The organism is Nafulsella turpanensis ZLM-10 (assembly GCF_000346615.1).
GTDB lineage: Bacteria > Bacteroidota > Bacteroidia > Cytophagales > Cyclobacteriaceae > Nafulsella > Nafulsella turpanensis.
In genome coordinates this window covers 52,866-78,096 of sequence record NZ_ANNU01000015.1, presented here as the reverse complement: position 1 = coordinate 78,096, position 25,231 = coordinate 52,866, and the positions used below count along the sequence as shown (strand labels likewise).

The window sequence follows — 25,231 nt, the reverse complement described above, 5'->3', positions numbered from 1 at the left end:
GGCATAATTTTGGCTTCTGAAAAAGAACATCTTAACGCTTTTTAACTTTAATTATTCTGGAAATCCAGAAGAACTATTGTAAAAAAGTCTGGCTTTGATTACTTTTGAAAATACTTCAGAAATTTTCTCACCTAAAAACCCGGATTAACAATATGGCATAAACCTCTACGTTAACTTAACAGATTTATACATGAAGAAGTACACCGTCAATGACAGTCAGTTAGTGCTGTTCTACAAAAATGGTAACGAAGAGGCCTTTAAACAACTTGTTAATCGTCACAAACCGAAGATTTTCACGACAATCTTCCTGATAGTAAAAGATTCGGATATTGCCGAAGATATCCTGCAGGAAACCTTCATTAAAGCAATAAATACCATACAATCTGGTCGCTATAACGAAGAGGGCAAGTTTTTACCATGGATTTTGCGTATTGCGCACAACCTGTCCATTGACCACTTTAGAAAGCAGAAGCGTTATCCGACTATTAACATGGAAGATAACAGCCCGGTGTTTAACACTATGGCCTTTTCCGAAAGTTCGATAGAAGATAAGCAAATCCGGAAGGATACCTATGACCTGTTGCATGAACTGATAGAAGAGCTGCCCGAAGCACAGAAAGATGTGCTCATTAAAAGGCACTTTATGCAGATGAGCTTCCAGGAAATAGCTGATGCCACCGGTGTAAGCATTAATACTGCTTTAGGCAGGATGCGCTATGCTCTCATTAATTTGAGAAAGAAGATGGAAAGCAAAAATATATCCTATGATCAAAACCTTTACCCCGGATGATTTACTCAGATATCTTTACAAAGATACCTCTACTGAAGAAACACAGGAAATAGAAAAAGCGCTGCGGCTCGATATTCGGTTGCAGGACCAGCTTGAGCAGTTAAAAGCCGACATAGAGCTGCTAGACACGCTCGTGCCGGAGCCATCGGAAAGCTGCCTCAACCACATCATGGACTATGCCCGTGCCATGAATTTAAGAGCATACTGTAATTAATTGAACTGACCTCTCTTAAGCTTATCTGCCTGCAGATAAGCTTATTTTTTTATACTTTAGGGAGAAGAGACCCACAAATAAAAACAATCCGCCTGCTCCGGCCAGTACAAGCGGAAGGTAGTAAGCACCTCCTTCTCCATCCCCACCTACAAGGGCTGCTGTTTCGGGCTCAGGTACAGTCTCCAATGGTATTATGCTGAGTGGTTGCCCTTTTCCTACCTGCAAATCCTGCGGTTCGATTTCCTCCAGTGCGGCAGGCTTCTGGTCTTCATCATCCTCATATTCTCCATTTGGCAGCGTATATAACTCAAGGTTTGTTTCGTCGCGGAAATCCCACTCGCCGGACACCGCCTCCTGCTCATGCTCTTTAAGTTCATAAGCATAAAAGCCACTGAAAGCCAAAAGGATAAGGCCGGTGGCTAAAAGTAATAGCTGTAAAGTTCTTGGTATGATCATGGGTGAGTCAGGCTAAAATTCCTATTCTTCTTTTTACGTAAAAGCGGTTAAAAAGGGTGCGCAGCAGCTGACTTTTTATTGGCCCCGGCTGGACATAATTGGCTATATTTGCTTATGCAGAAAAAAGAACGCTATCAGGAGTTTATCCGTTTTTTTACTGAAAACAGCCCGGAGCCGGAAACAGAGCTCCACTACAGCAATCCATATGAGCTGTTAGTAGCTGTTATTCTTAGTGCACAGTGTACCGACAAAAGAATTAATATGGTAACGCCGGCGCTGTTTGAGGCTTTCCCTACGGCAGAGCATCTGGCTGCCAGCCATTTCGATGAGGTCTTTCCCTACATCAGAAGTGTTTCTTACCCGAATAATAAAACAAAGCACCTCATAGGCATGGCCAAAATGCTGACGGAAGAGTTTAATGGCGAAGTGCCTGCAGATGTTAAGCTGTTACAGAAGCTTCCGGGAGTTGGTCGCAAAACGGCCAATGTTATCGCTTCTGTTATCTATAACCAGCCTACCATGGCCGTCGACACCCATGTGTTCCGGGTAAGTAAACGAATTGGCCTGGTAACCCAAACCGCTAAAACACCGCTGGAGGTAGAAAAACAGCTGCTCAGGCATATACCGGAAGCCCTGGTACCTAAAGCACACCACTGGCTGATTTTGCATGGCCGCTACATTTGTATCGCCCGCAAACCAAAATGCGACGTTTGCCCCCTGAGTTACTTCTGCCGGTATTACGAGAAAAATGTGGCAGGGAAGGAGGGATAGCCTTCACCTCAGTTGTGCTTCGATATGAATCACTTTGCATTGAAGCCATATTAAAATTTTTTACTTATCTACGGAAAGTAATTTATGTGTGGAGTAAACCTGGTACTGGACAGGAAAGGACAGCTGAAAACCGATGAAGCTATTCGTCGGATGAACGCCGCTACCCGGCACCGCGGTCCGGACGCAGAGGATTATGTTCGACTCCCGGATACCCACAGCACACAGCTCTTTATAGGAAGTAACCGCCTGAAGATACTCGACCTGGGGGAGCTGGGGAACCAGCCCATGCAGTGTGGAGAACAAGGCCAGGCAGGAGAACGCTTTACCCTGAGCTATAATGGCGAGCTCTACAATTTTCCCGAACTAAAAAATGAACTGCTGCAGAAGGGCTTCACTTTCCGCACCAGAACAGATACCGAAGTAATACTTTATGCCCTGGCCGAATGGGGAGAGGCCGCTCTCCCTCGCTTTCGGGGAATGTTTGCCCTGGCATTTTACGACCAGCAAACCGGAAGCCTCCTCCTGGCACGCGACCGCCATGGAATGAAGCCGCTCTATTATTTTAATAATGAAAGCTACCTGCTGGTTTCTTCCGAACTTAGGGGGCTGCTGGCAAGCGGGCTTGTTCCTAAAATACTGAATGAGCAGCAGGTATACCATTACCTGCAGTTTAAGCATGCACAAAAGCCTTTTACTTTCTTTCAGCAGGTATTCGAACTGTTACCAGGCCACCGGCTAAAGTGGACAGCAGGACAGCCAGATATTGAAATTTCGGCCTGGCCCCAGCCTGCACTGCCGCAAATTACCGATTACAGCCCTGCTGCCCTGCTCGAGAACCTGGAGGAAAGGCTAACTGATGCCCTCTTCACTCATTTACAGTCCGACAGGCCCGTCGGGCTTTTCTTGAGTGGGGGAGTGGACTCTACTCTTATGCTGGCACTGCTACAAAAAAATGGCAGTCAGCTCCCTCTTTGCTTTACCATCAGCAACAGCCAGGAGGAGGCCCGCTGGGGAACACAGGATTTCCTATGGGCCGAAAAAGCAGCAAACCACTATGGGGTAGCCCATTTTCCCCTGGAAATAGGAGAGAGCCTGCTGGAGGAATTTCCTTCTTTTGCCAGCACGCAGGACCAGCCTATTGGCGATGGCGCGGCATGGCTCACAGCCCTCCTGAGCAGGCAGGCGCAAAAGCGTGTGCAGGTAGTGATGTCGGGCGCCGGGGCCGATGAGCTGTTTGGTGGCTATAATCGCCATCAGGCCTTTTATGCCTATCTGAAACACTATCAAAAGCTGCAATGGCTGTTACCTGCCCTCAGGCCTACGGCCGGCCTCATTCCCCCAGGCCTTATCCCCCCCCTACGAAAGCCCTTCAGGCTGTGGAAAAAGCTGCTCAACGATTTGACCCCCTCGCCGGCTCAAACCTTTAGCAATTTTGTCAGTTTTCAGTTTCAGGATGGGCTCCGGCAGGCTGAGTTGCATAACTCCTCTTGTAATTTTACAGAAGGCTGGATGCAGTCGGCCCTGCAGTACGACCGGCAGCAGTACCTGGTGTCCGATATACTGGCCTTAAGTGATAAAGCCTCCATGCAGCACAGTGTCGAAATGCGGATGCCGTTTTTAAGCGAAGAGGTAGCTCCCTTTGCTGAGGCGCTGCCCCCTTCTGTGCTAATGGAAAAAGGGAGAAAGTGGCTTTTGGCAGAAATGCTGCAGAACAATGGAGGAAGGGGATATGCCCAGCGGAAGAAAGAAGGTTTTGGGCTTCCATTCGGACTGTGGGTGAGAAAAGGTAAGACCGACCATTTATGGCAGTGGCTTTCAGATAAAAACCATCCGCTACAGGCTTTTGTAGAAAGTGAAAAAATACAGCAGCTGCTACAGTTGCACAAAAGTGGCAAAGAAGATTTCTCGCAGGAGCTTTTTAGTTTGCTCACGCTGGCTCACTGGCTGGACCATCAATTTAGTTAATGCGCATTCTTTATATTCATCAGTATTACAAAACACCGGAAGAAGGAGGGGCCATCCGCTCCTACTATATTGCCTCTGCCCTCGTAAAAGCAGGGCATGATGTGGTAATGATTACCAGCCACAACAGGGAAAAATATGAGCAGCGTATTATCGATGGAGTGGAGGTGCACTATGTACCCGTTTACTACAGCAACGAACTGAACAGTTTTAACAGGAGCAGGGCTTTTTTAGGCTTTCTGCGGCAGGCGCGCAAAATCCTCATTCGCCTGGCCCCTTACGATATCGCCTACGTTACCTCCACTCCCTTAACCGTTGGCTTACTTGCCCTTTACGCCCGGCAGCGGTTTAAAATACCTTTTATTTTTGAAGTAAGGGATTTATGGCCGGAGGCTCCTATCCAGCTTGGATATATTAACCATCCGCCCGTTAAAAGAGCGCTGCAACAACTGGAGCAACGGATATATGCCAAGGCAGCCGGTATAATAGCACTCTCGCCCGGTATTGCCCGGGGAGTAAAAGAAAGTTTGAAGAAGCTGAAGAATAAGACTGCGAACAGGGAGCAGGACCTCCATATTATACCCAATATGGCCGACTGCCAGCTATTTAAGCCGGCACCTAAAAATTACGCATTTGCCAAAGTATTTGAGCTGCACGATACTTTTGTTATCAGCTACTTTGGCGCAGCAGGACCCTCCAATCATTTAGAGTATCTACTGGAAGCTGCAAAAGACTGTCTGGACCACCAACTGCCTGTAAAATTTTTAGTGGCCGCCACTGGCAGCGAACTGAACAGAATTCAGGATCTTTCTACTGAAATGGGGCTCAACAATATTGTCTTTGTTGCTTATGGCAGCAAACAGCAGGTAAAAAACTGGCTTGCTATATCCGATGCGGTATACACCAGCTTTGGCCCTTACCCGGTACTGGAAACCAATAGCCCCAATAAATTCTTCGATGGGCTGGCAGCGGGCAAGCTGAGCATTGTAAATACAGCCGGGTGGCTCAAAGAGCTCGTTGAGGAGCACCGCTGCGGCTTCTACACCAAACCCGACGAATCAGATGACTTTGCCCAGCAGCTCAGGCCTTTCCTCGACAACAGCTACCTACTCAAAGAATACCAGCATAATGCCCGGCGGCTGGCTGAGGAGCAGTTCTCCAAAGATCTTTTAACCAAGGCAGTTATCAGGCTGGTGGAGCGATACGGTCATTCTCACTCCGGATCATAATCCGATTCTTCCAGAATTTTGACTGGCTCTACGGTCGCCATCAACTCCGGCAGGCTTACCTCTTCCTTTTCATTCATATAAGCCCTCACCAGTTGCCAGCCTAACCATTGCGCCAGGCGGCCAGGCGCTTTATTTCCAACTTCAAGGGTTGCCGGCCTTTCATCGATATACTTTTTCTTTACTATATGATTGGTTTCGTAGAGGAGCTCATTTTTAAGGAAATGGTTCCACACCAGCTTTTCATTTACCCAAAGGCCCTTCATTTCTTCAGCAGTATAGCCAATAATCAGGCTGTCGGGTATTTCGGGCAGCACGTATTCGGTAAAATAAAAAGACTTTCCATAGTAAATCATATCGGCCAGCATGCTTTTATCATCCGGCTGCACCTTATTAAACTCCTGCGACAGCAGCAGAATGGTACTAGGCACCAGGTGGTCGGGTGAATACCTGCGCAGGATGTAATCGGGCAGCTGCAGGGGACGATAAGTGGCGCCCTCGCCGAGGAAATAATCCAGGCCAATTACAATCATATCTTCCGACACATACATATCATTCCCAAAACCTGTAACCATGGTATAGATAACCGGCGGCTCAAATTCGGGGTAGTGGTATTTAATAAATTTAAAGGCAGTGGCAAAATCCTGGCGAATCTGTTCCATATCGCCAAATACCTGCTGGCTTTCCTGGTATACAGTATCGAGGCTTGGGTTATTAATTAGCGCATATAACTGGTTGACCACTATGGAATCGTGCGGGTATTGGTCGAGGAATAAAAAGTTTTGGGCAAATAATTTATTTTGCTCTAAAAAAGAACGTATTTCGTCTTTTGATGTAGCGCTAAACAATTCCTGCTCGAGGCGAATTATATCCACATCTACGGGAATGCCGGAAACATCCGGACGCTCAATGGAGTCATCGGAAGACTGGCAGCCTGAAACGAAAAAAAACAATAGCGCTATTAACAGAAGCCTGTTCATATTTTAAAAACTAAATTAGGAGATATGCGAAAGTTACTCTTTTTATTATTTACCCTCTTAGCCCTGCAAACGGCCCACGCACAAAGTAAGGTAGGAATTAAGTTTTCTCCAACTCTTTCCACTAACCGCATCAACGATGTGAGCAACGGAGTATCCTATTCCTCCAACGGTGTGGGCGGAAGATTTATTTTCGGGCCAGTTGTAGACCTTTTTATTACCGAGAACTACTACTTCAGCACAGGTCTCCTTTATGTGCCAAAGCGGGTAGGGATTACCATTACGGAGCCAGGAAGTCCTACCATAGAAGAAGCTTACAGGCTACAATACCTTCAGATTCCGGCCACGCTCAAGCTGTTTACCAATGAGCTGGCACTGGATACAAGGGTTTACTTCCAGCTAGGTGGTTTATTTGAACTTAAAATTAGCGACAAACCTTCAGAGGAAACTTATGTGAATGTGGAAGGCTTCCGCCTCTTCGATTTGGGTGTGCACCTGGGCACCGGTGTTGAATACAGGGTAGGTTACAACACCCTGCTGTTTGGAGGGCTTTATTATAACAGAGGCCTGATTAATGTGGTAACCAAAACAATTGGCAACGCTGACATTAACATAAAAAATGACCTTTTAGGGCTCGAGCTCGGCGTTAAATTCTAACGACCCAATTAACAAAGTTAAGCAGCTGGCTCAAAAGAATCGGGCCTGCTTTGAATCCCTCAAAGCAGGCCCGCCTTCTACTCTTTTTCACTTAAGCCGGAAGTCAGTTCGATTTCTTCTTCAGCCCCGTTTAAAAACTTATAATCTGTAACACCTAAAGAGGAGTCCTGTTCCACACCTATCCACTTCGAATATTTCAGGAACCATTTTACTCTTCGCGAAATTACCCCTTTTGTAAAGTATGAATACAGATAAGGGTGTACGGCAAGCTTAATGTTTCGTTCATTCTGCTTGGTAAGCAGGTGGTCCAGGTTACGCTCAATATCATCCGATACCAGAATAGAAGCAGTTATTTTTCCGGTTCCATTACAGGTAGGACATTTCTCGCGGGTAGCAATATTCAGCTCTGGCCGAACACGCTGCCGGGTAATTTGCATTAAGCCAAACTTGGTTAATGGCAGTACGGTAAACTTGGAGCGGTCGCTCTTCATTTCTTCCTTCATGGTGTCGTAAACCCGCTTTTTATTTTCGGCTTTACGCATATCGATGAAGTCGACTACAATAATACCCCCCATGTCGCGCAGGCGCAATTGCCTTGCAACTTCTTTGGCAGCCTGTATATTTACTTTTAGGGCAGTGGTTTCCTGATCTGATTCCGAGTTTGACTTATTGCCGCTGTTCACGTCTATCACGTGCAGCGCCTCTGTATGGTCGATAACCAGATAACCACCTCCCTGGATGCTTACCGTTTGGCCAAAGAGCGATTTCAGCTGCTTTTCAATGCCAAAATGTTCCAGGACCTTCGCTTTTCCGTTGTACATCTTCACAATTTTCTGCTTGTCCGGAGCAATTGCTTTGATGTACTCTTTAATTTCGGTGTACATTTCTTCATTATCCACGGTAATGCTGTCGAACTTTTCGTTGAGCACATCACGCAGGATAGAAGAAGCTCGGCTGATTTCACCGATGATTTTCTCTTTAGGCTTGGCGCTTTTTAACTTCTTTACGCCGCCTTCCCACTTTTCAAGCAGGTCGTTCAGGTCGCGATCCAGCGAGGCAACATCCTTACCTTCGGCAACCGTTCGGATAATGACCCCAAACCCTTCTGGTTTGATGGATGAAATCAGTCTTAAAAGGCGCTGACGCTCTCCACTGTTGGTGATCTTTTTAGAAATACTGACAGAATCGGAAAAGGGAACCATAATAAGGTACCTTCCTGCAATGGACAATTCGCAGGAGAGGCGCGGCCCCTTTGTAGAAATGGGTTCTTTTACCACCTGAACCAGAATCTGCTGATTTTTGCTGAGCACCTGGGTAATTTTCCCGTGCTTATCAATTTCAGGATCCAGCTTAAAGTTGCTCAGCTTGCCGTTATTGATACGGTTGCTTTGCACAAGCTTGGTAAAGCGGTTCAGCGATTTAATCTTGGGCCCCAGGTCCAGGTAATGCAGAAAGGCATCTTTTTCGTAGCCTATATCAATAAAAGCGGCATTAAGCCCCTGCACTACTTTCCGAACAGTTCCTAAATAAATGTCGCCAACGGTAAAGCGGTTTTCATCACTATCATGATGAAACTCCACCAGGCCTTTATCATTTAACAGGGCTATACGACATCCGCTCTGAGTAGAATTGATTACTAATTCATAACTCAAGTCTGTAGGATTAATTCGTTAAAAATATAAAATTTCACCTCCCGCAATACATGCAAGAGGTGAGAGAGATGTGTATAGTAATTCAGAGAATGAAAAATTACTTCTTCTTATGTCTGTTTTTTCTCAGTCTCTTTTTTCTTTTGTGCGTAGAGATTTTGTGTCTTTTTCTTTTCTTACCGCAAGGCATAATTCTGTGCTTTAAATTATAAACAAATACGTTAACTATAAATTCTTCAAGTACTCATCGACTGTAGCCGCAACATCTGCACTTTTATCGAGCTCTTTCACCTTTAAAAAGCCTTGTTTTGCCTCTTGCTTACGGCCCAGCTGAAAATAGCTGACAGCCAAATAAAACTGGGCCTGCACATGTTCGGGCTTAAGTTTCGTTAAGCGCTCCAGGTGCCCGACAGCTTTATCGAACTGGCTGGACTGTACCGACAGCATTCCCATATTCATGAGGGCTTCGGCATTATCCGGATCCTTCTCAAGAACTTCGCGCAACATAAAGATTCCCTCCATCGGGCTTTGAGAAGATACCTTTAGCATGGCCAGCTTGTTTTTAGCATCCAGCCTTTCAGGGTTCTCCTTTAGCACCTGCGAGAGGTAGTCTTCTGCCTTTTTAGCAAAAGCCTGCTGCCGCCCGGCTTCTACTGAATAGTTAAACGCCTCAAAATTATAAAGACCTGCCTTGTATACACGTGGCAGGCTTTTCTCTTTTGAGAGGGCCAGTTCAGCATAGTAGGCTGCACTGTCGAAAATAAAGCTATTCGCGTACAATGCTGCCAATGAGTCGGCAAATATAGCAACTTTTTCTATATTTCCCGATTTACTGATCTTTTCTCTAAGACTTTCAACACTTTGGAGTTGCTCTGCACCCATCGCTCCCACATGCATTCCCTCTTCATGTTCGTGATCATGACCTTCATGATTCGGGTCATGAGCCTCTTCCGAAGCAGGGCCTGCAGCATTAACTGTGGCGGTTCCTTCTGCAACAGCAGCCTCCTTTTTGGCTTCGCTCTCTACTACTACTTTTGGCAGACTAAATAAGACACCGACTAATATCAGTGCAACGAGTATACCAGTTAATTGCTTTTTCGACATGATTAATATTCAGCGCTTTGCCTCATTAACCGTTAAGCTCTTCACTTAGTTTCAACTCCTGCACATCAATTACCCTTACCTTGTCGCTTTCCTTAATTTTCTCAACAAAAACCTTCGATGGCTTAAAGCTGGGCACGAAATGCTCATCAATTACCATTGCAGTATTTTTGGAGATGTTACGGGCAATTTTTTTAGCTCTTTTTTTGTTAACAAAGCTACCAAACCCTCTTACATAAATGTTATGCCCGTTGGCCATTGAGTCCTTTACTACATCAAAAAAGGCTTCAATGGTAGTCTGCACATCTGTCTTGTCGATACCAGTCTGTTCAGCTATTTCTGTAATTACCTCTGCTTTAGTCACGTTTTCTTGTTTTAATTTTAATTTTGAAATTTCCGTTTCAACCACAACTTGTCACAAATGTATAAGGTCAGGTGAAATATTAAAACATCATAATACAAAAAATATTACCTCACAAAATCTTACCATTAATCACTAAAGTCATTAATAATCTGGACTCTACCAAACATATAGCTCGCCCATTAATCGCCTGGTACGCCCAAAATCAGCGCGATTTGCCCTGGCGCCATACCCGCGATCCGTACCACATCTGGCTCTCAGAAATTATTTTACAACAAACTAGAGTACAGCAGGGGTTACCTTACTATCAGCGTTTTATTGCCGCCTTCCCAACGGTTAGGATACTTTCCGAGGCAAAAGAAGAGGAAGTGCTGCGCCTGTGGCAGGGCCTGGGCTACTACTCCCGCGCCCGAAATTTACATGCCTGCGCCAAAACTGTTGTGCAGGAGCATAATGGTCGTTTCCCCGATAATTTCAAGGATTTATTAAAACTGAAAGGCATTGGCCGCTATACTGCCGCCGCCATTGCCTCCTTTGCCTTTGGTGAAGTAGTACCCGTAGTAGATGGAAATGTATACCGGGTACTGGCCCGACTGTTTGGCATCACCACCAATATTGCACAACCCCCGGCCTTTAACGAATTTTTTGCACTGGCCAGTGAACTGATCGATCCGGAGCAGCCCGACACCTTTAATCAGGCTATTATGGAGTTTGGCGCGATGCACTGCACTCCCCAAAAACCGCTCTGCCTGTACTGCCCCCTGCAGGCAGTTTGCTATGCCTACCAGCACAGCATGCAAAAGGACTTTCCGGTTAAAAAGAAAGCCACAAAAGTAAAACATCGCTATTTTCATTACTTCATCATCCTCAATCCGGCAGGAGAAATTTTAATGCGCCCCCGCCCTGCAGGCGATATCTGGAGGGGATTGTATGACTTTTACCTGGTAGAAGACAACACGCTGCTCGATACTGATGCAATTAAGGACGAAGGAATACAACAACTTATGGCGAAAAATAGTATTTTAGTTGAGGAGTCGGAAGTATATAAGCATCAGCTCACACATCAGCTACTGCATGTAAAATTTTTTGTACTCCAGGCAAGCGAGCAGGCGCTTCAGACTTTTACGGCAGAAAGGTCGCAGCTGCAGGCATTTAATCCTGCAGAAACGCTGGCACTACCGAAGCCGGTATTGATTAAAAACGTTTTGGAGAAGCTCAATTTTTAAGTACCTTTAGTTATACGGATTTAATTTTTTAATTTTACACTTTCATTCATTTATGGCAGGAGTTAATAAAGTTATTTTAATCGGGAACCTTGGTGCCGATCCCGAAATCAGGAACTTACCCAGTGGTGCATCTGTTGCCAATTTTAATATGGCCACCTCTGAGACCTACACCAATAAAAATGGCGAGAAGGTAACCCAGACAGAGTGGCACCGCGTGGAATGCTGGGAGGGCCTTGCCAAAATTGCTGAACAATACCTGCGCAAGGGAAGCTCGGTGTATATAGAAGGAAAAATCCGGACGGAAGAGTGGCAGGATAAAGACGGTAATACGCGCTATACCACCAGGATACGCGCACAAAATATGACGATGCTGGGCGGCCGGCCAGATAGTGCCAACGGCGGGCAGGAAGAATATGGCAATAACCGCTCGGAGAGCGGCTCCAGAGCTTCCGGCAGCCAGCCTGAGCCAAACAGCTTTAGCGACGAAGGGGCAGACGACGATCTACCTTTCTGATTTTTCGGAACGAAAACTTAAATTTTGGATACTTCAATAGACGATCCTTTCCCGGCCGGCTTGTTAGGATATGTGTGGATAACTGGCCAACACCTGTTATTGGGCGATAGCAGTATTGTACTTCAACCGCTGCTCGCTTCTGTAAACACAGGTAGTGTGGCTTTTTATGTTGTTACGGGACTGATGTTACTGATATTGCTGGTGTTTTCAGCCCTTATTTCAGGCTCCGAGGTCGCTTTTTTCTCTTTCTCCACGAATGATATTGCCGAATGCCGGAAGAGTAACCGGCCTACCGATGGCCGCATTCTGCACCTGCTGGAAAGGCCTAAAAAACTGCTGGCGACTATTCTGATTCTGAATAACTTCGTGAACATTGCCTTTGTTACCCTCTCGACCTATGTTACCTGGCGGGCGCTGGGCACTAAAACCACCGAAGGGCTGGTGGTAACTGCTTTAACCTTTACGGTTACCTTCCTCATCGTTTTCTTTGGAGAAGTAGTACCCAAGGTGTATGCCAATCAGAATAACCTGACCTTTGCGCGTACCACCTCCGGCCTTATTGCTTTTGGCGAAACATTCTTTTCTCCGCTTGCCTGGGTGCTCATGAGGGTAAGCAATGTAATTGAGAAAAGGGTAGAGCGGAGAGGATACCAGATTACAGTCGACCACCTAAACCATGCCCTTGATATTACCACTTCAGAAGGAACAACAGAAGAGGAAAAGGGCATCCTGAAAGGAATTGTTAACTTTGGCCAGCTTACGGTAAGGCAGGTGATGCGCTCCCGCATGGACATCACCGCTTTTGATATCGAGTACGACTTCCATGAGCTCATGGACAAAGTAAATAAGTCGGGCTACTCCAGGGTACCCGTATTTCACGAAACAGTCGACCAGCTGGAAGGTGTGCTGTATGTAAAAGACTTGCTCCCTTACCTGAACGAGAATGAAACTTTTCACTGGCAAAGCCTGCTACGCCCTGCCTTCTTTGTGCCGGAGAACAAAAAAATCGATTCTCTGCTGAAGGACTTCCAGCAAAAGCGTATCCATATGGCCATTGTGGTAGATGAATATGGCGGCACCTCCGGCTTAATTACGCTGGAAGATATTATTGAGGAGATAGTGGGAGAGATTAATGATGAGTTTGACGACGACGATGTGGCGTACAACAAACTCGACGATTCCACCTATATCTTCGAAGGCAAAACTTCATTAAACGATTTCTGCAAAATTATTAACGAAGACCCGGCAGTGTTCGAAGAAATTAAAGGCGACAGCGAATCATTAGGGGGCTTACTCCTCGAGTTAAACACCAAGCTGCCCCGTGCCGGAGAACGTATTTATTACAATAAGTTTGTTTTTACCGTGGTTTCTGCCGATATCAAGCGAATAAAACGGGTGCGGGTATTGATAAAACCTGTACCGACAGAAGCTGGTACCGGAATATCTGTGCAGTAGTTTCGTTATCAGAAAACGAAATTGAATACTTCATATACATGCAAAAAGCCTTCTTACGCTATACCTGGCTGTGCATCTTTTGTACAGCCTCTTTCTTCTTTACCAGCTGCGATGGCGGCAATACCTATTCGCCTAAACCAAAGGCCTATAACCGCATAGAGCTGCCGGAGCACCGTTACCAGCAGCTGCCCGACAGCTTTCCTTATACCTTCGAGTACTCGGCGCATGCCACTATTTTGCCTGATACCTCCTGGATTGCCGAACCTTACTGGATCAACATCTACTACCCTGAAATGGTCGCCAATGTGCAGCTTACTTATAAACCGCTCAACGGAAGTGAAGAAAAGCTGAAGGAACACATCAGTGATGCCTATAAACTCACCACCAAGCACCAAATTAAGGCCTCTTCCATTGAAGAGGGCATTGTTCGTACCCCCAATGGCCATGTAGCGGTGGTAAATGAATTGGAGGGTGAGGTGCCGAGCCAGTTCCAGTTCTTTACAACCGACTCGACCGAACATTACCTGAGAGGCGCACTTTATTTCCGCACCGCCACTCAAAACGATTCCCTTGCTCCCGTTATCGAGTATGTAAAAAAGGATATCATCCATATGCTGAATACCCTGAAGTGGGAGTAATGGAGTAATGTGCCGAATTAATTTTGAGTGAGTGAATTACGAATGAGTGAATGATAAAATGAGTGAATGGCTGGCAAATTGAAATCCCTTTTATCCTATCATTCATTTCCTCACGTCTCAGTACTCAATACCCACTACTCAATACTAAAATAATGGCTGGTTTTTTTAGTACTCCTATCGAATACCTACGGGGCATTGGGCCACAAAAAGCCGATTTGCTGAAAAAGGAGCTGCAGCTGTTTACCTATGGTGACCTCATTCAGCATTATCCCTTCCGCCACGAAGACCGCACCCGCTTTTACCCTATTGCACAGCTGAACGACCAGATGCCTTATGTGCAGCTGAAAGGCCGTATTCGCTCCCTGGAAATGGTAGGAGAAGGTAAAAAGAAGCGCCTGGTGGCCTACTTTTCCGATGGGACTGGCGAAATAGAGCTGGTGTGGTTTGCCAAGGCCGCATGGGTAGCTAAAAGCCTCCGCTCCGGCACTGATTATGTTGCCTTTGGCAAACCCAGCAAGTTCGGACAGAAATACAGCATTGCCCACCCCGAGCTGGAAGTGCTCACCGACTATAACAATGCCGGCGGCTACCTGCAGCCGGTATACCACACCACCGAAAAGCTCAAGCGGAAGTTTATCGACAGCAAGGCCATTAGCAAAATTCAGGAGCAGCTGCTCAAGCTGGCCGCAGACTATATCCACGAAACGCTTCCGCAGCATCTACTGGAGCAATATCGCCTCATGGGCAAAAAAGAGGCCCTCCAGGGCATCCACTTTCCGAAAGACCATGAATGGCTTGCCAAAGCCCTTTTCAGGCTTAAATTCGAGGAGCTTTTTTACATTCAGCTACGCCTGTTAAAACTAAAGCTGGGTCGTACCGAAAAATACAAAGGGCAGGTATTTGATAATCCGGAGTTGCTTACGCGATTTTATAAAGATCACCTTCCCTTCGATTTAACCGGAGCACAAAAGCGGGTGGTAAAGGAAATTTATGCCGATGTACGCAGCGGCAAGCAAATGAACCGCCTCCTGCAGGGCGATGTAGGTAGCGGCAAAACCATTGTAGCCTTTATTTCGATGCTGCTGGCGATTGGCTGCGGTGCCCAGGCAGCCCTCATGGCACCCACCGAAATTCTGGCCACCCAACATTACCACGGCCTGAAAGAATTTGCCAAAAAGCTGGGCCTCAACATTGCGCTGCTCACCGGTTCTACAAAGCAAAAAGCACGTCGGCAAATTCATGAGGCCCTCGAAAGCGGAGTGCTTCATATACTGGTTGGCACCCATGCCTTACTCGAAGACCCAGTGCAGTTTAAAAATCTCGGACTGGCCGTAATTGATGAGCAGCACCGCTTTGGGGTAGCACAGCGGGCACGCCTCTGGAATAAAAATGAGCTGTACCCGCCACACATCCTGGTGATGACCGCCACGCCTATTCCACGCACCCTCGCCATGACGCTCTATGGCGACCTCGATGTATCGGTAATCGACGAACTACCCGCCGGCCGTAAACCTATCCAGACCGTACACCGCTACGATGCCCACCGTCTGCGCGTATTTGGTTTCATGAAGGAGCAAATAAAAGAAGGCAGGCAGATATATATCGTGTACCCACTCATCGAAGAATCTGAGAAGCTAGACCTCAAAGACCTGACCGATGGCTATGAAAGCATCTGTCGCGCCTTTCCGCAGCCGGAGTACCAGGTAAGCATTGTACACGGCCGGCAAAAGCCCGAGGAAAAGGAGTATGAAATGCAGCGCTTCCTTAAAAAGCAAACGCAAATTATGGTGGCCACCACGGTAATAGAGGTAGGCGTTAACGTGCCCAACGCTTCGGTCATGATTATTGAAAACGCCGAGCGCTTTGGCCTGGCCCAGCTACACCAGCTACGCGGGAGGGTAGGGCGAGGTGCCGCACAGAGCTACTGTATATTAATGACTGACTTTAAGCTAAGCAAGGAGGCCCGCATCCGTATCGATACGATGGTGCGAACCAATAATGGCTTTGAAATTGCCGATATGGACCTGCGCCTCCGCGGCCCCGGCGATATTACCGGCACCCAGCAAAGCGGCATTACCGACTTACTTGTTTCCGATTTGAGCAAGGACAGCAAAATTCTCCAGGTCGCCCGCGATGCTGCCAGTGCTTTGTTGGAGGAGGACCCACTGCTGGAACTTACACAGAATAAAGATGTAAAACGGCAGGTAGAAGCGCAAACACAGGACGTTCTCAACTGGAGCCGGATTAGTTAGCCTTCCGTGGCTGGAGGTTAATGACTGGTGGCAGGCAGCAGCGGCTGCTTATTGCTGGTGAATAGTGCCTGGTGCTCAGTGGCTGGTTTTGGTACTTTCTTCCACGAACAATGTTATTGCGATGAACGAAGCCAGGCGAAGTGAAGAAGCAATCTCCTGCCTGCTTGTACATTCTCCCGCTCCTTTCCCGCTGGCGCGCGTTTGCAACGCGTGCCACACAAGAAAATAAAAAAGCAGTCAGGCAGTTGCTTAACAACTACCGGACTGCTCTTTGTTTTTGTAGTAAAGTTTTATCTATAGTATCGTTGTTGAGTGCTGTGGTTGGCTTTAGACATCATAGATACCTTCATAAGAATAAAGGCCATCAACAGACTACCGGAAACAACCACCGGCCACAATTCCTGCTTATTAAAGCAGTTGACGAATACAAAGAAGGAGGCAATAATAAGCAGATTGAGAACCATTGCCTGAAAGGTTTTCTTAATGATCTTCATGGCTTCTAAAGTTTATCAGATAAAGTTGGAGTTTACCTTTCCAGAAGAACTGCCTATTAAGAAAACACTGCCTCCGGAACACTTTAAAAGTAGTAAGTTTTTAGCCCTCAAGCTAAAAGGGGATTGTGGACTGGCCGGCAACAAATGAAAGATACACTAAAATATAACTTTACATATAGTGTATCTTTGTCCTGCCTGCATAAAACTTACGTTTTATACTGCTCCATTTTAAGTAGTTATAATTTGTTGATGCAATAAACTCTTTAACTTAATAAGATGAAGCATTATAGAATTTGTACAGGGGGCGTAAGGATAAATACCTGCTCCGAATTTCAAAATTAAAGGCTTTTCTGCACTGCTAATCCTTTGTGCAGCGTTTAATTTGGAGGAAGTTACAGGTTTAGAACGGTCTCTACCGCTTTCTCCTGAAGAAGGCAAAGCCCGGGAAGCAATAGGAGAAAGAGCTGCTACCGGAGCAGTAAAAATATCTTATCCGCTAAAAACTTACCTGTGGATAAAAACCTGTGGTTCTGCAGGAATCCATTTACCAAAAGCTTCCTGCTAAGACACTAAAGCCTCTTTTTTCTCCTTAATTAACTTCGAAAGAGTGCTTTACAAACAGACATCTCCAGCGCTTCCAATTATCTGTCAAGCTTGCTAGCTGTACTGCAGTCAGTCGGGGAAAGCTTTCCTTCATCATCCATTGCTTTTAATTACTTTTCCACTACCTATTCGCAGGGCCTATGGCCAGGCAGGAGGTTACCATTTTTTATTACGCAGAACCGATCGCTCCTACTCTAAAAAACAAGCAGCAAAAGGCCCTCCTCTGGCTACTGGCGGCTTCGACAGTCATTCCTCTCTCAGCTCATCTCTGCACTCAATTGAAAAATCTCTAAAGTAGCCCTTTACCAGAAGCCCCCAGTATATTTGGAAAAGGCTTACCCCTGCTCAACTGCAGCGATTTTATGGCAGCTGCAAAAGCTTTCCGTCCCACAACTATTTAAAGCAACAGTTTACGAACTTTAGATTGCGGGAAAGCTAAACAAAGAAGCCCCCGAAAAATTTCCGGAGGCTATATAAGCAATGCTTAACTATTACTAAAAAGGATACTCGTTTTTGGCAATCAGCACATCGGCCACACGGCGGCGAGCGTCTTTTACGTTAAAAGGCTCTACTTTGGTGTATCGCTTCAGTCCCATTAGCATCAGGCGCTGCTCATCGCCTTCGGCGAAAGCATAGATGGCTTCGCGGCCGGACTGTCCGGCAATTTCCACGGCACGCATCATGTATATGCGGGTCATGTCAATTTGTGGCTGCACGGCTTCTTCGCCACGCATACCGGCCAGCTTTTCGGTACGGAGGATGGCAGATTCCAGCGCGTATACTTCAATCAGCATGTCGGCCAGGTTCATCAGTATTTCCTGTTCGTGCGACAGCTTCTGCATCAGCTTCTGGGCAGCGGCACCGGCAATCATAAGGCCTGCTTTCTTAAGATTGGCCAGTACTTTCTTTTCGGCAGCCATAAAGCCACCCTCTTCCTGTGCACCAAAGTCAGGGATGGAAGTCAGGTCTTTCTGCACAGCCATGGCTGCACTCATTAGGTCGATCTCGCCCTTCATGGCACGCTTCATCAGCATATCGATGGTAAGCATTCGGTTAATCTCGTTCGTGCCTTCGAAAATACGGTTGATTCGGGCATCGCGATAGGCACGGTCCATCGGCGCATCGGCCGAGAAGCCCATGCCACCATATATCTGCACGCCTTCGTCCACGACATAATCGAGTACTTCGGAACCATGCACTTTCAGAATAGCGCATTCAATGGCAAACTCTTCCACAGATTTCAGCTTCGCCTGTGCCTCTTCCATACCGCCGGCAACCAGCTTTTCATAAGCGTCGTCGATGTTCTGCCCGGCACGGTAGGAGGCTGATTCGCAGGCATAGGTACGGGAGGCCATTTCGCCCAGCTTGTGCTTAATGGCACCGAAGTTGGCGATGGCGGTACCGAACTGCTTACGCTCGTTGGCATAACGCACGGCATTGGCAGTAACTGCCTTGGAGGCACCAAATGCCGCAGCAGCAAGCTTAATACGGCCAATGTTGAGAATGTTTACGGCAATTTTAAAGCCGTTCTGGCGCTCGGAAAGCATATTCTCTTTCGGCACTTTGCAGTCGTTGAAGAAAATCTGGCGGGTAGAAGAGCCCTTAATACCCATTTTCTTCTCTTCCTCATTCATGGTGATGCCACCAAACTCCCGCTCTACAATAAAGGCAGTAAGGTTTTTGTCATCCTCTATTTTGGCAAATACAATGTAGATATCGGCAAAACCGCCGTTGGTTATCCACATTTTCTGTCCATTAATGATGTAGTGGGTACCTTCGGGATTGAGAACCGCTTTGGTTTTACCGCTATTGGCGTCTGAGCCGCTATCGGGTTCAGTTAAGCAGTAAGCAGCTTTGTATTCGCCGGTTGCCAGCTTAGGAAGGTATTTTGCCTTCTGCTCTTCATTGCCATAGTACAGAATGGGCAGGGTACCAATTCCTGTGTGGGCCGAAAGCCCTACAGCAAAGGAGTGACCGGCACCGGTTACTTCGGCCACCAGCATGGAGGTGTTGAAGTCCATGCCAAAGCCGCCGTACTGCTCCGGAATAGAAGTTCCCAACAGTCCTAATTCACCCGCTTTGTCCATCAGCTGCGGCATCAGCTCCGGGTGCTTCATTGAATCAATATCTTCAAGCCGAGGGTAAATTTCTGTTTCCAGAAAGTCTTTACAGGTTTGGGCAATCATGCGCTGTTCTTCGCTCCACTCTTCGGGAATGAACACACGCTCGGCAGGCGTTTCCTTGATGAGAAACTCACCGCCTTTGAGGGCATCGTTTTTTTGTGCTGTCTCCATATTTTTAGTTGATTTTATTTACTCGTTGTCAGTTGTTCGTTGATGGTTGTTCGTATTTGGCTTTGAAGTACCGGATAAATCCATTCAGTAGTTTCTTGCACCGTTCTGCTTGCTGGATTAGAGATTCAAATGCTTCATGAGATAGAAATCCCATATCAAGTGCCAGAAAAAGTTGGGTTTCTAATTCATAAAGACTTCCTCTTGCAATAAAATAGAAGTGCACGGACTCTTTGCTACTGCTCCTTCCACATCCTTCTGCTATATTAGAAGGGACAGAGATGGCTGCTCGTCTTATTTGGCTCGTTAAACCAAAGGCTTCCTCCTTCGGAAAAGCTCTGCTTTGAACATACACCTCTTTCACAAGCTTTCTCGCAACCTGCCACACATCTAAATCGGTGTATTGTAACTGACTCATTTTTTCGAACAACTAACAACGAACAACCATCAACGATTAATGTAAAAATTCAAATATCCCCGCTACGCCCTGACCGCCGCCTACGCAGGCAGTTACCATGCCGTATTTAGAGTTGCGACGTTTGGCTTCGTTCATCATGGTGATGCTGAGCTTGGCGCCGGTACATCCCAGCGGGTGACCCAGGGCAATGGCACCTCCATTTACGTTCAGGATGTCCATGTTCAGATCGAGCTCGCGGAATACAGCAATCGACTGGGCCGCGAAGGCTTCATTCATTTCAATCAGGTCCAGCTGATTCTGCTGTAGGCCTGCCAGCTTCAGTGCTTTTGGAATGGCTGCGACTGGACCTATACCCATGATGCGAGGTTCCACACCGGCTGCGGCATAGCTTACAAAACGAGCTTTGGGTGTCAGATTATTTTCCTTCAGAAACTTCTCGCTTACGACCATTACAAAGGCTGCACCGTCGTTAGTAGGAGAGGAGTTACCTGCTGTTACGGAACCTCCCTGCGCAAAAACCGGCTTCAGTTTTGCCAGTGCTTCTAGGCTGGTTTCCGCACGCGGTCCTTCATCTTTGTCTACAGTATAGCTGCGCGTCTTTTTCTTCATGTTCTCGTCGAGGTAGGTTTCCTCCACGGTTATGGACAGGATTTCCTCGTCGAACTTTCCTTCCGCCTGCGCTTTCAGAGCCTTCTGGTGAGAACTTAATGCAAACTCATCCATATCTTCGCGGCTTACATTAAATTCTTTTGAAATGTGCTCGGCTGTAAGCCCCATACTGGTATAGTAGTCGGGGTGCTCTTTGGCAATTTTGTAGTTAAGAGCTGTGCGGTAGCCCATTATCGGCACCATGGACATACTTTCAGTACCACCTGCTATAATGCAATCGGCCATACCGGCATGTACGCGGGTAGCAGCAATGTTAATAGCTTCGAGACCGGAGCCGCAGTAGCGGTTTACAATCATGCCCGGTACCTCGAGTGGCAGCGATAGGAGGGAAATCATCCGCCCCATCTGCATACCCTGTTCTGCTTCGGGTACGGCATTGCCTACAATAAGGTCATCGACCGTGTGCGGGTCGATACCAGTTTCTTTTACCAGATGCTTAATTACATCGGCGGCCAAATCATCGGGCCGTGTAAAGCGGAAGCCGCCTTTCTTGGCGCGCGTTACCGCTGTTCTGTATCCTGTTATTATGTATGCGTTCATTGTTAGAATTGAGTAGTGGGTAGTGAGTATTGAGACAGCCTAACTAAGGCTGGATTTAAGCTTGTAAATCATTTTTTGGATAGTCTCAATTTTATTCACCACCTGGTTAATTTCTTCTTCTGTTATAAATGCTAAGTTTCTGCTAATGAAGAACTGTGTTTCCAACTCATAGGCAGATCCGTATGCGATTCCTAAAAACTGTTTAAACTCTCCCTTAGAGTTTCTACCTGCACCTTCAGCAATGTTGGAGGCAATAGATACTGCACTCCTCCTAATTTGCGATTGCAGCCCAAATCTCTCCTCGGCAGGAAATTGAGCAGTGATTTTATACACATCTGTGGCGAAGTCTACAGCTAACTTCCAAACATTCAATTCTTTGTAGTTGTGCATAATCTGTAAATCCCAATACTCACTACTCAATACCCACTACTAGTTACGAAGTGGTTTTCCGCCCTGCAAAATGGCCTGGATGCGCTCAAGGGTTTTCTTTTCGGCACAGAGGCTGAGGAAGGCTTCGCGTTCGAGGTCCAGCAGGTACTGCTCCGATACATTTTGTGCATAAGAGAGATCGCCGCCGCACATGACGTTGGCTATCTTTTCGGCTATCTTCTGGTCGTGGGCAGAGATATAATTACCTGCACGCATGCCATGAATACCGGCCAGGAAGAGCGCCATACCAGAACGGCCCTGCACCCTAATATCGGTACGCTGGATGGGCTGCACATAGCCGGCTTCGGCCATGGCAATGGCGGCCGCTTTGGCATCGGCAATCTGGCGGTCTTTATTCACCACAATCATATCCTTTTTCCGGAGAATGTTCATGCCGCGCGCTTCATGAGCAGAGGTGGCTACCTTAGCGGTAGCAATGTTCATGAAGGAGTTCTGCAGCACATTAAATTCCACATCACCGATTTCAGTCTCATCGGCAGCGCGAAGCGTCATCTCCTTGGTACCGCCACCACCGGGAATGAGACCAACACCCACTTCTACCAGACCGATATAGGTTTCGGCCGCAGCCACCACCTGGTCGGCGTGCATGGTAAGCTCGCAGCCACCACCGAGGGTCATGCCGTGTGGTGCCACTACAACCGGAATGCTGCTGTAGCGGGCCCGCATAATGGTGTTCTGGAACTGGCGAATCATGAAATCGATTTCGTCGTACTCCTGCTCAATGGCATACATAAACACCATGCCAAGGTTGGCTCCGGCCGAGAAGTTAGCGCCTTCGTTGGCAATAACGAGGCCGCGGTATTTCTCTTCGGCAAGGCTGATGGCGCGGTTGATGCCTTCGACCACGCCGGCACCCATGGTATTCATTTTGCTATGGAACTCAAGGTTTAGGATACCATCGCCCAGGTCGAGGATGGTTGCATCTGCATTGCCCCATACTTTGCTATTTTTGCGAAGAGTATCGAGCAGAATAAATTCTTCGGTACCTGGTACGGCTTTGTAGGACTTGCTGTCGATATCGTAATACAGCTTCTGCCCGCCTTCTACTTTATAGAAGCTTTCGTTACCGGATTCCAGCATGTCGTACACCCACTGCTTAGGCTTATAGCCCATTTCTTCCATTTTGGAAACCGTCTTTTTCACGCCAACGGCATCCCATGTCTGGAAGGGTCCTAACTCCCAGCCAAAACCGGCGCGGAGGGCATCGTCGATACGGTAGAGCTCGTCGGCAATTTCCGGAATGCGGTTCGAAACATACTCGAACAGACCGTAGAAAGAGTCGCGGTAGAATTCGCCGGCTTTATCTTTGCCTGAAAGCAGCACCGGCATACGCTCGCGCAGGTTTTCGATAGGCTTAGTTTGTTCAAGCGTGGCAAATTTTACTTTTTGCTTCGGCTTGTACTCCATATCCTTCAGGTCGAGCGTCAGGATTTCGGTTTTGCCCTCCTTGTCTTTGGTCTTTTTATAGAAGCCCTGCCCGGTTTTATCGCCCAGCCACTTACGTTCGGCCAGGGCATTTACTTCGGGCGGAAGCTTAAATATTTCGCGGCGCTCATCGTTTGGCAGACCTTCGTAGAGCCCGTTGGCCACATTTACTAAGGTATCGAGGCCAACGACATCGGAAGTACGGAAGGTAGCTGATTTGGGGCGGCCAATTACAGGACCGGTTAGCTTGTCCACTTCATCCACACTCAGGTCCATTTTCTTCATGGTATCGACCACCTTCATAATGCCAAAAATACCTACACGGTTGGCGATAAAGGCAGGAGTATCTTTACACAGTACGGTGGTTTTACCAAGGTAGCGGTCGCCGTACTTCATGAGGAAGTCGGTAACTTCAGGGTCAGTTTTGGGGGTAGGAATAATTTCGAGCAGCTTCAGGTAGCGGGGCGGATTAAAGAAGTGGCTGCCTGCAAAGTGTCTCTGAAAATCATCGGAACGGCCGTCGAGCATCAGGTGGATGGGGATACCCGAGGTGTTGGAGGTAATGAGGGTGCCTTTTTTGCGGTACTTCTCTACCTCTTCAAATACCTGCTTTTTAATTTTCAGGTTTTCAACTACCACTTCAATTACCCAATCGCTGTCGCCAATGTCCTTCATATGGTCTTTGAAGTTGCCAAGGGTTACGCGCTCGGCAAAAGAGGCATCGTAGAGGGAGGCAGGCTTCGATTTTAAAGTATTTTCCCATGCCTGGTTCACGATGCGCATTTTTACCCTTGGGTCGTCCAGGCTCAGCCCTTTCGCCTTTTCCTCTTCATTCAGTTCGAAGGGGGCAATATCGAGCAGGCGTACTTTTACCCCGATATTGGCAAAATGTGCCGCTATTCGCGAGCCCATAATACCGGAGCCTAATACGGTTACCTTATTAATGGTTCTTTTCATATAAAAAAATTGTTTTATGGTTGATGCTTTTGTTTTTAGTTGATGGTTGTTGGTTTTCAGTTGTTCGTTTTTACAGTATAAAGTGTTTTGTATAAAGGATTCAGGCATCTCCAATGGAAAATGTCATGGCGAGCCGAAGCGGCGCGGGAGCATAGCGGCGTGGCAATCTCCCGAACATTAGTACTTTCTAAAACCTTCCTCTTTTGTACTGCCCTTCATTTAGGAACAGATTGTCACGTCGGCTCGTAATGACAGCGGTTTTGGGGCTTCTCTTGTCATGCCTCCTGGTTCCTGGTTCTTACGTCCATTGTCTCAAGTCTCTTATCCATGATCTCCCTCATTCCTTAAATTTCTGCTCCTCAACTACCCGGTTAATTTGATGTATAACTTCGAAGAATACCTTTAGCTTTTCTTCTGGTATTGATTCCTTTATTGCTTTGTTAAAAGCTTTTACCGTTTTTCTGGAAACCTCCTTTTTCTCCTTTCCCTTCTCTGTCAGGAAAATACGTACCAGTCTTCGGTCGGCCGGGTCAGCCTTTCGGTATATGAGACCCTTTTCTTCCATGCTCTTTAGCATACGCGTAAGACTGCGTGCCTCCAGGCCCAGGAGAGGGGCTATTTTAGTAGCCGGGGTACCCTCTTCAGTATCTATATTCAGCAGCACAAAACCTATAGAAGTAGTAATATCGTATTGCATGGCCTCCTGGTTGTACATGCGCGAAATGGCATGCCAGGATGCTTTAATATTATAATCGACTGTGTCTTCTCGTTTCATACTAAAAATTTTTCCTTTTCCTGCCATCACAGTATTTTATACTACAAATACCCTGATGCAGGTGCGTAAAGAGAGTCTGGCCCCCTGTTGTCAAATATAAAAAATATTTAGTATGCATGCATACCTTCTGTAAAATTTTTTCCTGATCTTTTGCCTGCCGCTTTCCCTGGTAAAAGCCTCAGCACTTCCTGCCCAAAACGGATTACACCAATCGGGCTCCAATTGCCTTACCATTTAAACTCATGCCCAGGTTCATAGTCCCTGCCACAGAACAGTTCTGCCAGCCGACTCGTATACCAGAAAGCAAAGCGCCAGGAGGAAGAACTTAAATAATCGCCGCTGGCAGTCAACAGAAGTCGA

The 25,231-nt window shown here is 46.9% G+C and carries 23 protein-coding genes; 11 read left to right on the top strand and 12 right to left on the bottom strand.

The window, feature by feature from the left end; genetic code table 11:
• The first annotated feature begins 190 nt into the window (after nucleotides 1–190).
• Both F752_RS0107195 and F752_RS0107190 read left to right on the top strand, forming a co-directional pair.
• A complete protein-coding gene (locus tag F752_RS0107195) occupies nucleotides 191–790 on the top strand; it encodes an RNA polymerase sigma factor (RefSeq protein ID WP_017731054.1) in 600 nt (199 codons plus the stop codon).
• The gene (locus F752_RS0107190; protein WP_017731053.1) at nucleotides 765–1,004 is read left to right on the top strand and encodes a hypothetical protein; all 240 of its coding nucleotides are present in this window, start codon (nucleotides 765–767) and stop codon (nucleotides 1,002–1,004) included. Before F752_RS0107195 ends, F752_RS0107190 begins: the two co-directional genes overlap by 26 nt.
• A 21-nt stretch (nucleotides 1,005–1,025) precedes the next feature.
• Here the strand turns inward: F752_RS0107190 and F752_RS0107185 are convergent, their stop codons facing one another.
• On the bottom strand, nucleotides 1,026–1,460 hold the full coding sequence (locus tag F752_RS0107185; protein ID WP_017731052.1) for a hypothetical protein: 435 nt from the start codon (nucleotides 1,458–1,460) through the stop codon (nucleotides 1,026–1,028).
• A 114-nt stretch (nucleotides 1,461–1,574) separates the two neighbouring features.
• Here F752_RS0107185 and nth point away from each other — a divergent pair, with 114 nt between their 5' ends.
• The 3 genes from nth (at nucleotide 1,575) to F752_RS0107170 (ending at nucleotide 5,422) form a co-directional block, all read left to right on the top strand.
• Nucleotides 1,575–2,231 carry an endonuclease III gene (gene nth, locus F752_RS0107180; RefSeq protein ID WP_026135580.1) on the top strand — a complete coding sequence of 219 codons (657 nt, stop codon included), beginning with the start codon at nucleotides 1,575–1,577 and terminating at the stop codon, nucleotides 2,229–2,231.
• An 84-nt stretch (nucleotides 2,232–2,315) separates the two neighbouring features.
• Nucleotides 2,316–4,196 carry an asparagine synthase (glutamine-hydrolyzing) gene (gene asnB, locus F752_RS0107175; protein ID WP_017731050.1) on the top strand — a complete coding sequence of 627 codons (1,881 nt, stop codon included), beginning with the start codon at nucleotides 2,316–2,318 and terminating at the stop codon, nucleotides 4,194–4,196.
• Nucleotides 4,196–5,422: a glycosyltransferase family 4 protein gene (locus F752_RS0107170; RefSeq protein WP_017731049.1), complete on the top strand. Its 1,227-nt coding sequence runs from the start codon at nucleotides 4,196–4,198 to the stop codon at nucleotides 5,420–5,422. Before asnB ends, F752_RS0107170 begins: the two co-directional genes overlap by 1 nt.
• On the opposite strand, the gene gldB is transcribed toward F752_RS0107170, so the two are convergent.
• Nucleotides 5,407–6,399, bottom strand: a complete 993-nt coding sequence (gldB, locus tag F752_RS0107165) for a gliding motility lipoprotein GldB (RefSeq protein ID WP_152425058.1) — start codon at nucleotides 6,397–6,399, stop codon at nucleotides 5,407–5,409. The two genes, F752_RS0107170 and gldB, sit on opposite strands and share 16 nt — an antisense overlap.
• 24 nt (nucleotides 6,400–6,423) lie before the next feature.
• On the opposite strand from gldB, the gene F752_RS0107160 reads away from it, so the two are divergent.
• On the top strand, nucleotides 6,424–7,053 hold the full coding sequence (locus tag F752_RS0107160) for a porin family protein (RefSeq protein WP_017731047.1): 630 nt from the start codon (nucleotides 6,424–6,426) through the stop codon (nucleotides 7,051–7,053).
• Nucleotides 7,054–7,130: 77 nt separating this feature from the next.
• On the opposite strand, the gene F752_RS0107155 is transcribed toward F752_RS0107160, so the two are convergent.
• The 3 genes from F752_RS0107155 to F752_RS0107145 all read right to left on the bottom strand — a co-directional run bounded on the left by F752_RS0107155 (nucleotide 7,131) and on the right by F752_RS0107145 (nucleotide 10,167).
• Nucleotides 7,131–8,705, bottom strand: a complete 1,575-nt coding sequence (locus F752_RS0107155; RefSeq protein ID WP_017731046.1) for an Rne/Rng family ribonuclease — start codon at nucleotides 8,703–8,705, stop codon at nucleotides 7,131–7,133.
• A gap of 222 nt (nucleotides 8,706–8,927) precedes the next feature.
• Nucleotides 8,928–9,806 carry a tetratricopeptide repeat protein gene (locus F752_RS0107150; RefSeq protein ID WP_017731045.1) on the bottom strand — a complete coding sequence of 293 codons (879 nt, stop codon included), beginning with the start codon at nucleotides 9,804–9,806 and terminating at the stop codon, nucleotides 8,928–8,930.
• 25 nt (nucleotides 9,807–9,831) lie between these two features.
• Nucleotides 9,832–10,167: an HU family DNA-binding protein gene (locus tag F752_RS0107145; protein WP_017731044.1), complete on the bottom strand. Its 336-nt coding sequence runs from the start codon at nucleotides 10,165–10,167 to the stop codon at nucleotides 9,832–9,834.
• 86 nt (nucleotides 10,168–10,253) lie between these two features.
• On the opposite strand from F752_RS0107145, the gene mutY reads away from it, so the two are divergent.
• From mutY to recG, 5 genes are all read left to right on the top strand, one after another.
• Complete coding sequence (gene mutY / locus F752_RS0107140) at nucleotides 10,254–11,390, top strand: A/G-specific adenine glycosylase (RefSeq protein WP_316928868.1); 1,137 nt, start codon at nucleotides 10,254–10,256, stop codon at nucleotides 11,388–11,390.
• 52 nt (nucleotides 11,391–11,442) lie between these two features.
• Nucleotides 11,443–11,904 (top strand): single-stranded DNA-binding protein, encoded by a 462-nt coding sequence (locus F752_RS0107135; RefSeq protein ID WP_017731042.1) that lies wholly within the window; start codon nucleotides 11,443–11,445, stop codon nucleotides 11,902–11,904.
• A 24-nt stretch (nucleotides 11,905–11,928) separates the two neighbouring features.
• On the top strand, nucleotides 11,929–13,359 hold the full coding sequence (gldE, locus tag F752_RS0107130) for a gliding motility-associated protein GldE (RefSeq protein ID WP_017731041.1): 1,431 nt from the start codon (nucleotides 11,929–11,931) through the stop codon (nucleotides 13,357–13,359).
• A 38-nt stretch (nucleotides 13,360–13,397) separates the two neighbouring features.
• Complete coding sequence (gldD, locus tag F752_RS0107125; RefSeq protein WP_017731040.1) at nucleotides 13,398–13,997, top strand: gliding motility lipoprotein GldD; 600 nt, start codon at nucleotides 13,398–13,400, stop codon at nucleotides 13,995–13,997.
• Between the two features lie 152 nt (nucleotides 13,998–14,149).
• Nucleotides 14,150–16,249 carry an ATP-dependent DNA helicase RecG gene (gene recG, locus F752_RS0107120; RefSeq protein ID WP_017731039.1) on the top strand — a complete coding sequence of 700 codons (2,100 nt, stop codon included), beginning with the start codon at nucleotides 14,150–14,152 and terminating at the stop codon, nucleotides 16,247–16,249.
• A gap of 290 nt (nucleotides 16,250–16,539) precedes the next feature.
• On the opposite strand, the gene F752_RS0107115 is transcribed toward recG, so the two are convergent.
• From F752_RS0107115 to F752_RS0107075, 7 genes are all read right to left on the bottom strand, one after another.
• Nucleotides 16,540–16,743 carry a hypothetical protein gene (locus tag F752_RS0107115; RefSeq protein ID WP_017731038.1) on the bottom strand — a complete coding sequence of 68 codons (204 nt, stop codon included), beginning with the start codon at nucleotides 16,741–16,743 and terminating at the stop codon, nucleotides 16,540–16,542.
• 1,097 nt (nucleotides 16,744–17,840) lie between these two features.
• Nucleotides 17,841–19,640, bottom strand: coding sequence for an acyl-CoA dehydrogenase family protein (locus tag F752_RS0107100; protein WP_017731035.1), 1,800 nt, complete (start codon nucleotides 19,638–19,640; stop codon nucleotides 17,841–17,843).
• Nucleotides 19,641–19,668: 28 nt separating this feature from the next.
• Nucleotides 19,669–20,055, bottom strand: coding sequence for a four helix bundle protein (locus tag F752_RS0107095; protein ID WP_017731034.1), 387 nt, complete (start codon nucleotides 20,053–20,055; stop codon nucleotides 19,669–19,671).
• Nucleotides 20,056–20,091: 36 nt separating this feature from the next.
• Nucleotides 20,092–21,264 (bottom strand): thiolase family protein, encoded by a 1,173-nt coding sequence (locus F752_RS0107090; RefSeq protein WP_017731033.1) that lies wholly within the window; start codon nucleotides 21,262–21,264, stop codon nucleotides 20,092–20,094.
• 39 nt (nucleotides 21,265–21,303) lie between these two features.
• Nucleotides 21,304–21,654 carry a four helix bundle protein gene (locus F752_RS0107085; RefSeq protein WP_017731032.1) on the bottom strand — a complete coding sequence of 117 codons (351 nt, stop codon included), beginning with the start codon at nucleotides 21,652–21,654 and terminating at the stop codon, nucleotides 21,304–21,306.
• 39 nt (nucleotides 21,655–21,693) lie between these two features.
• On the bottom strand, nucleotides 21,694–24,096 hold the full coding sequence (locus F752_RS0107080) for a 3-hydroxyacyl-CoA dehydrogenase/enoyl-CoA hydratase family protein (protein ID WP_017731031.1): 2,403 nt from the start codon (nucleotides 24,094–24,096) through the stop codon (nucleotides 21,694–21,696).
• A gap of 337 nt (nucleotides 24,097–24,433) precedes the next feature.
• Nucleotides 24,434–24,871, bottom strand: coding sequence for a MarR family winged helix-turn-helix transcriptional regulator (locus F752_RS0107075; protein WP_026135578.1), 438 nt, complete (start codon nucleotides 24,869–24,871; stop codon nucleotides 24,434–24,436).
• Between the last annotated feature and the right edge of the window lie 360 nt (nucleotides 24,872–25,231).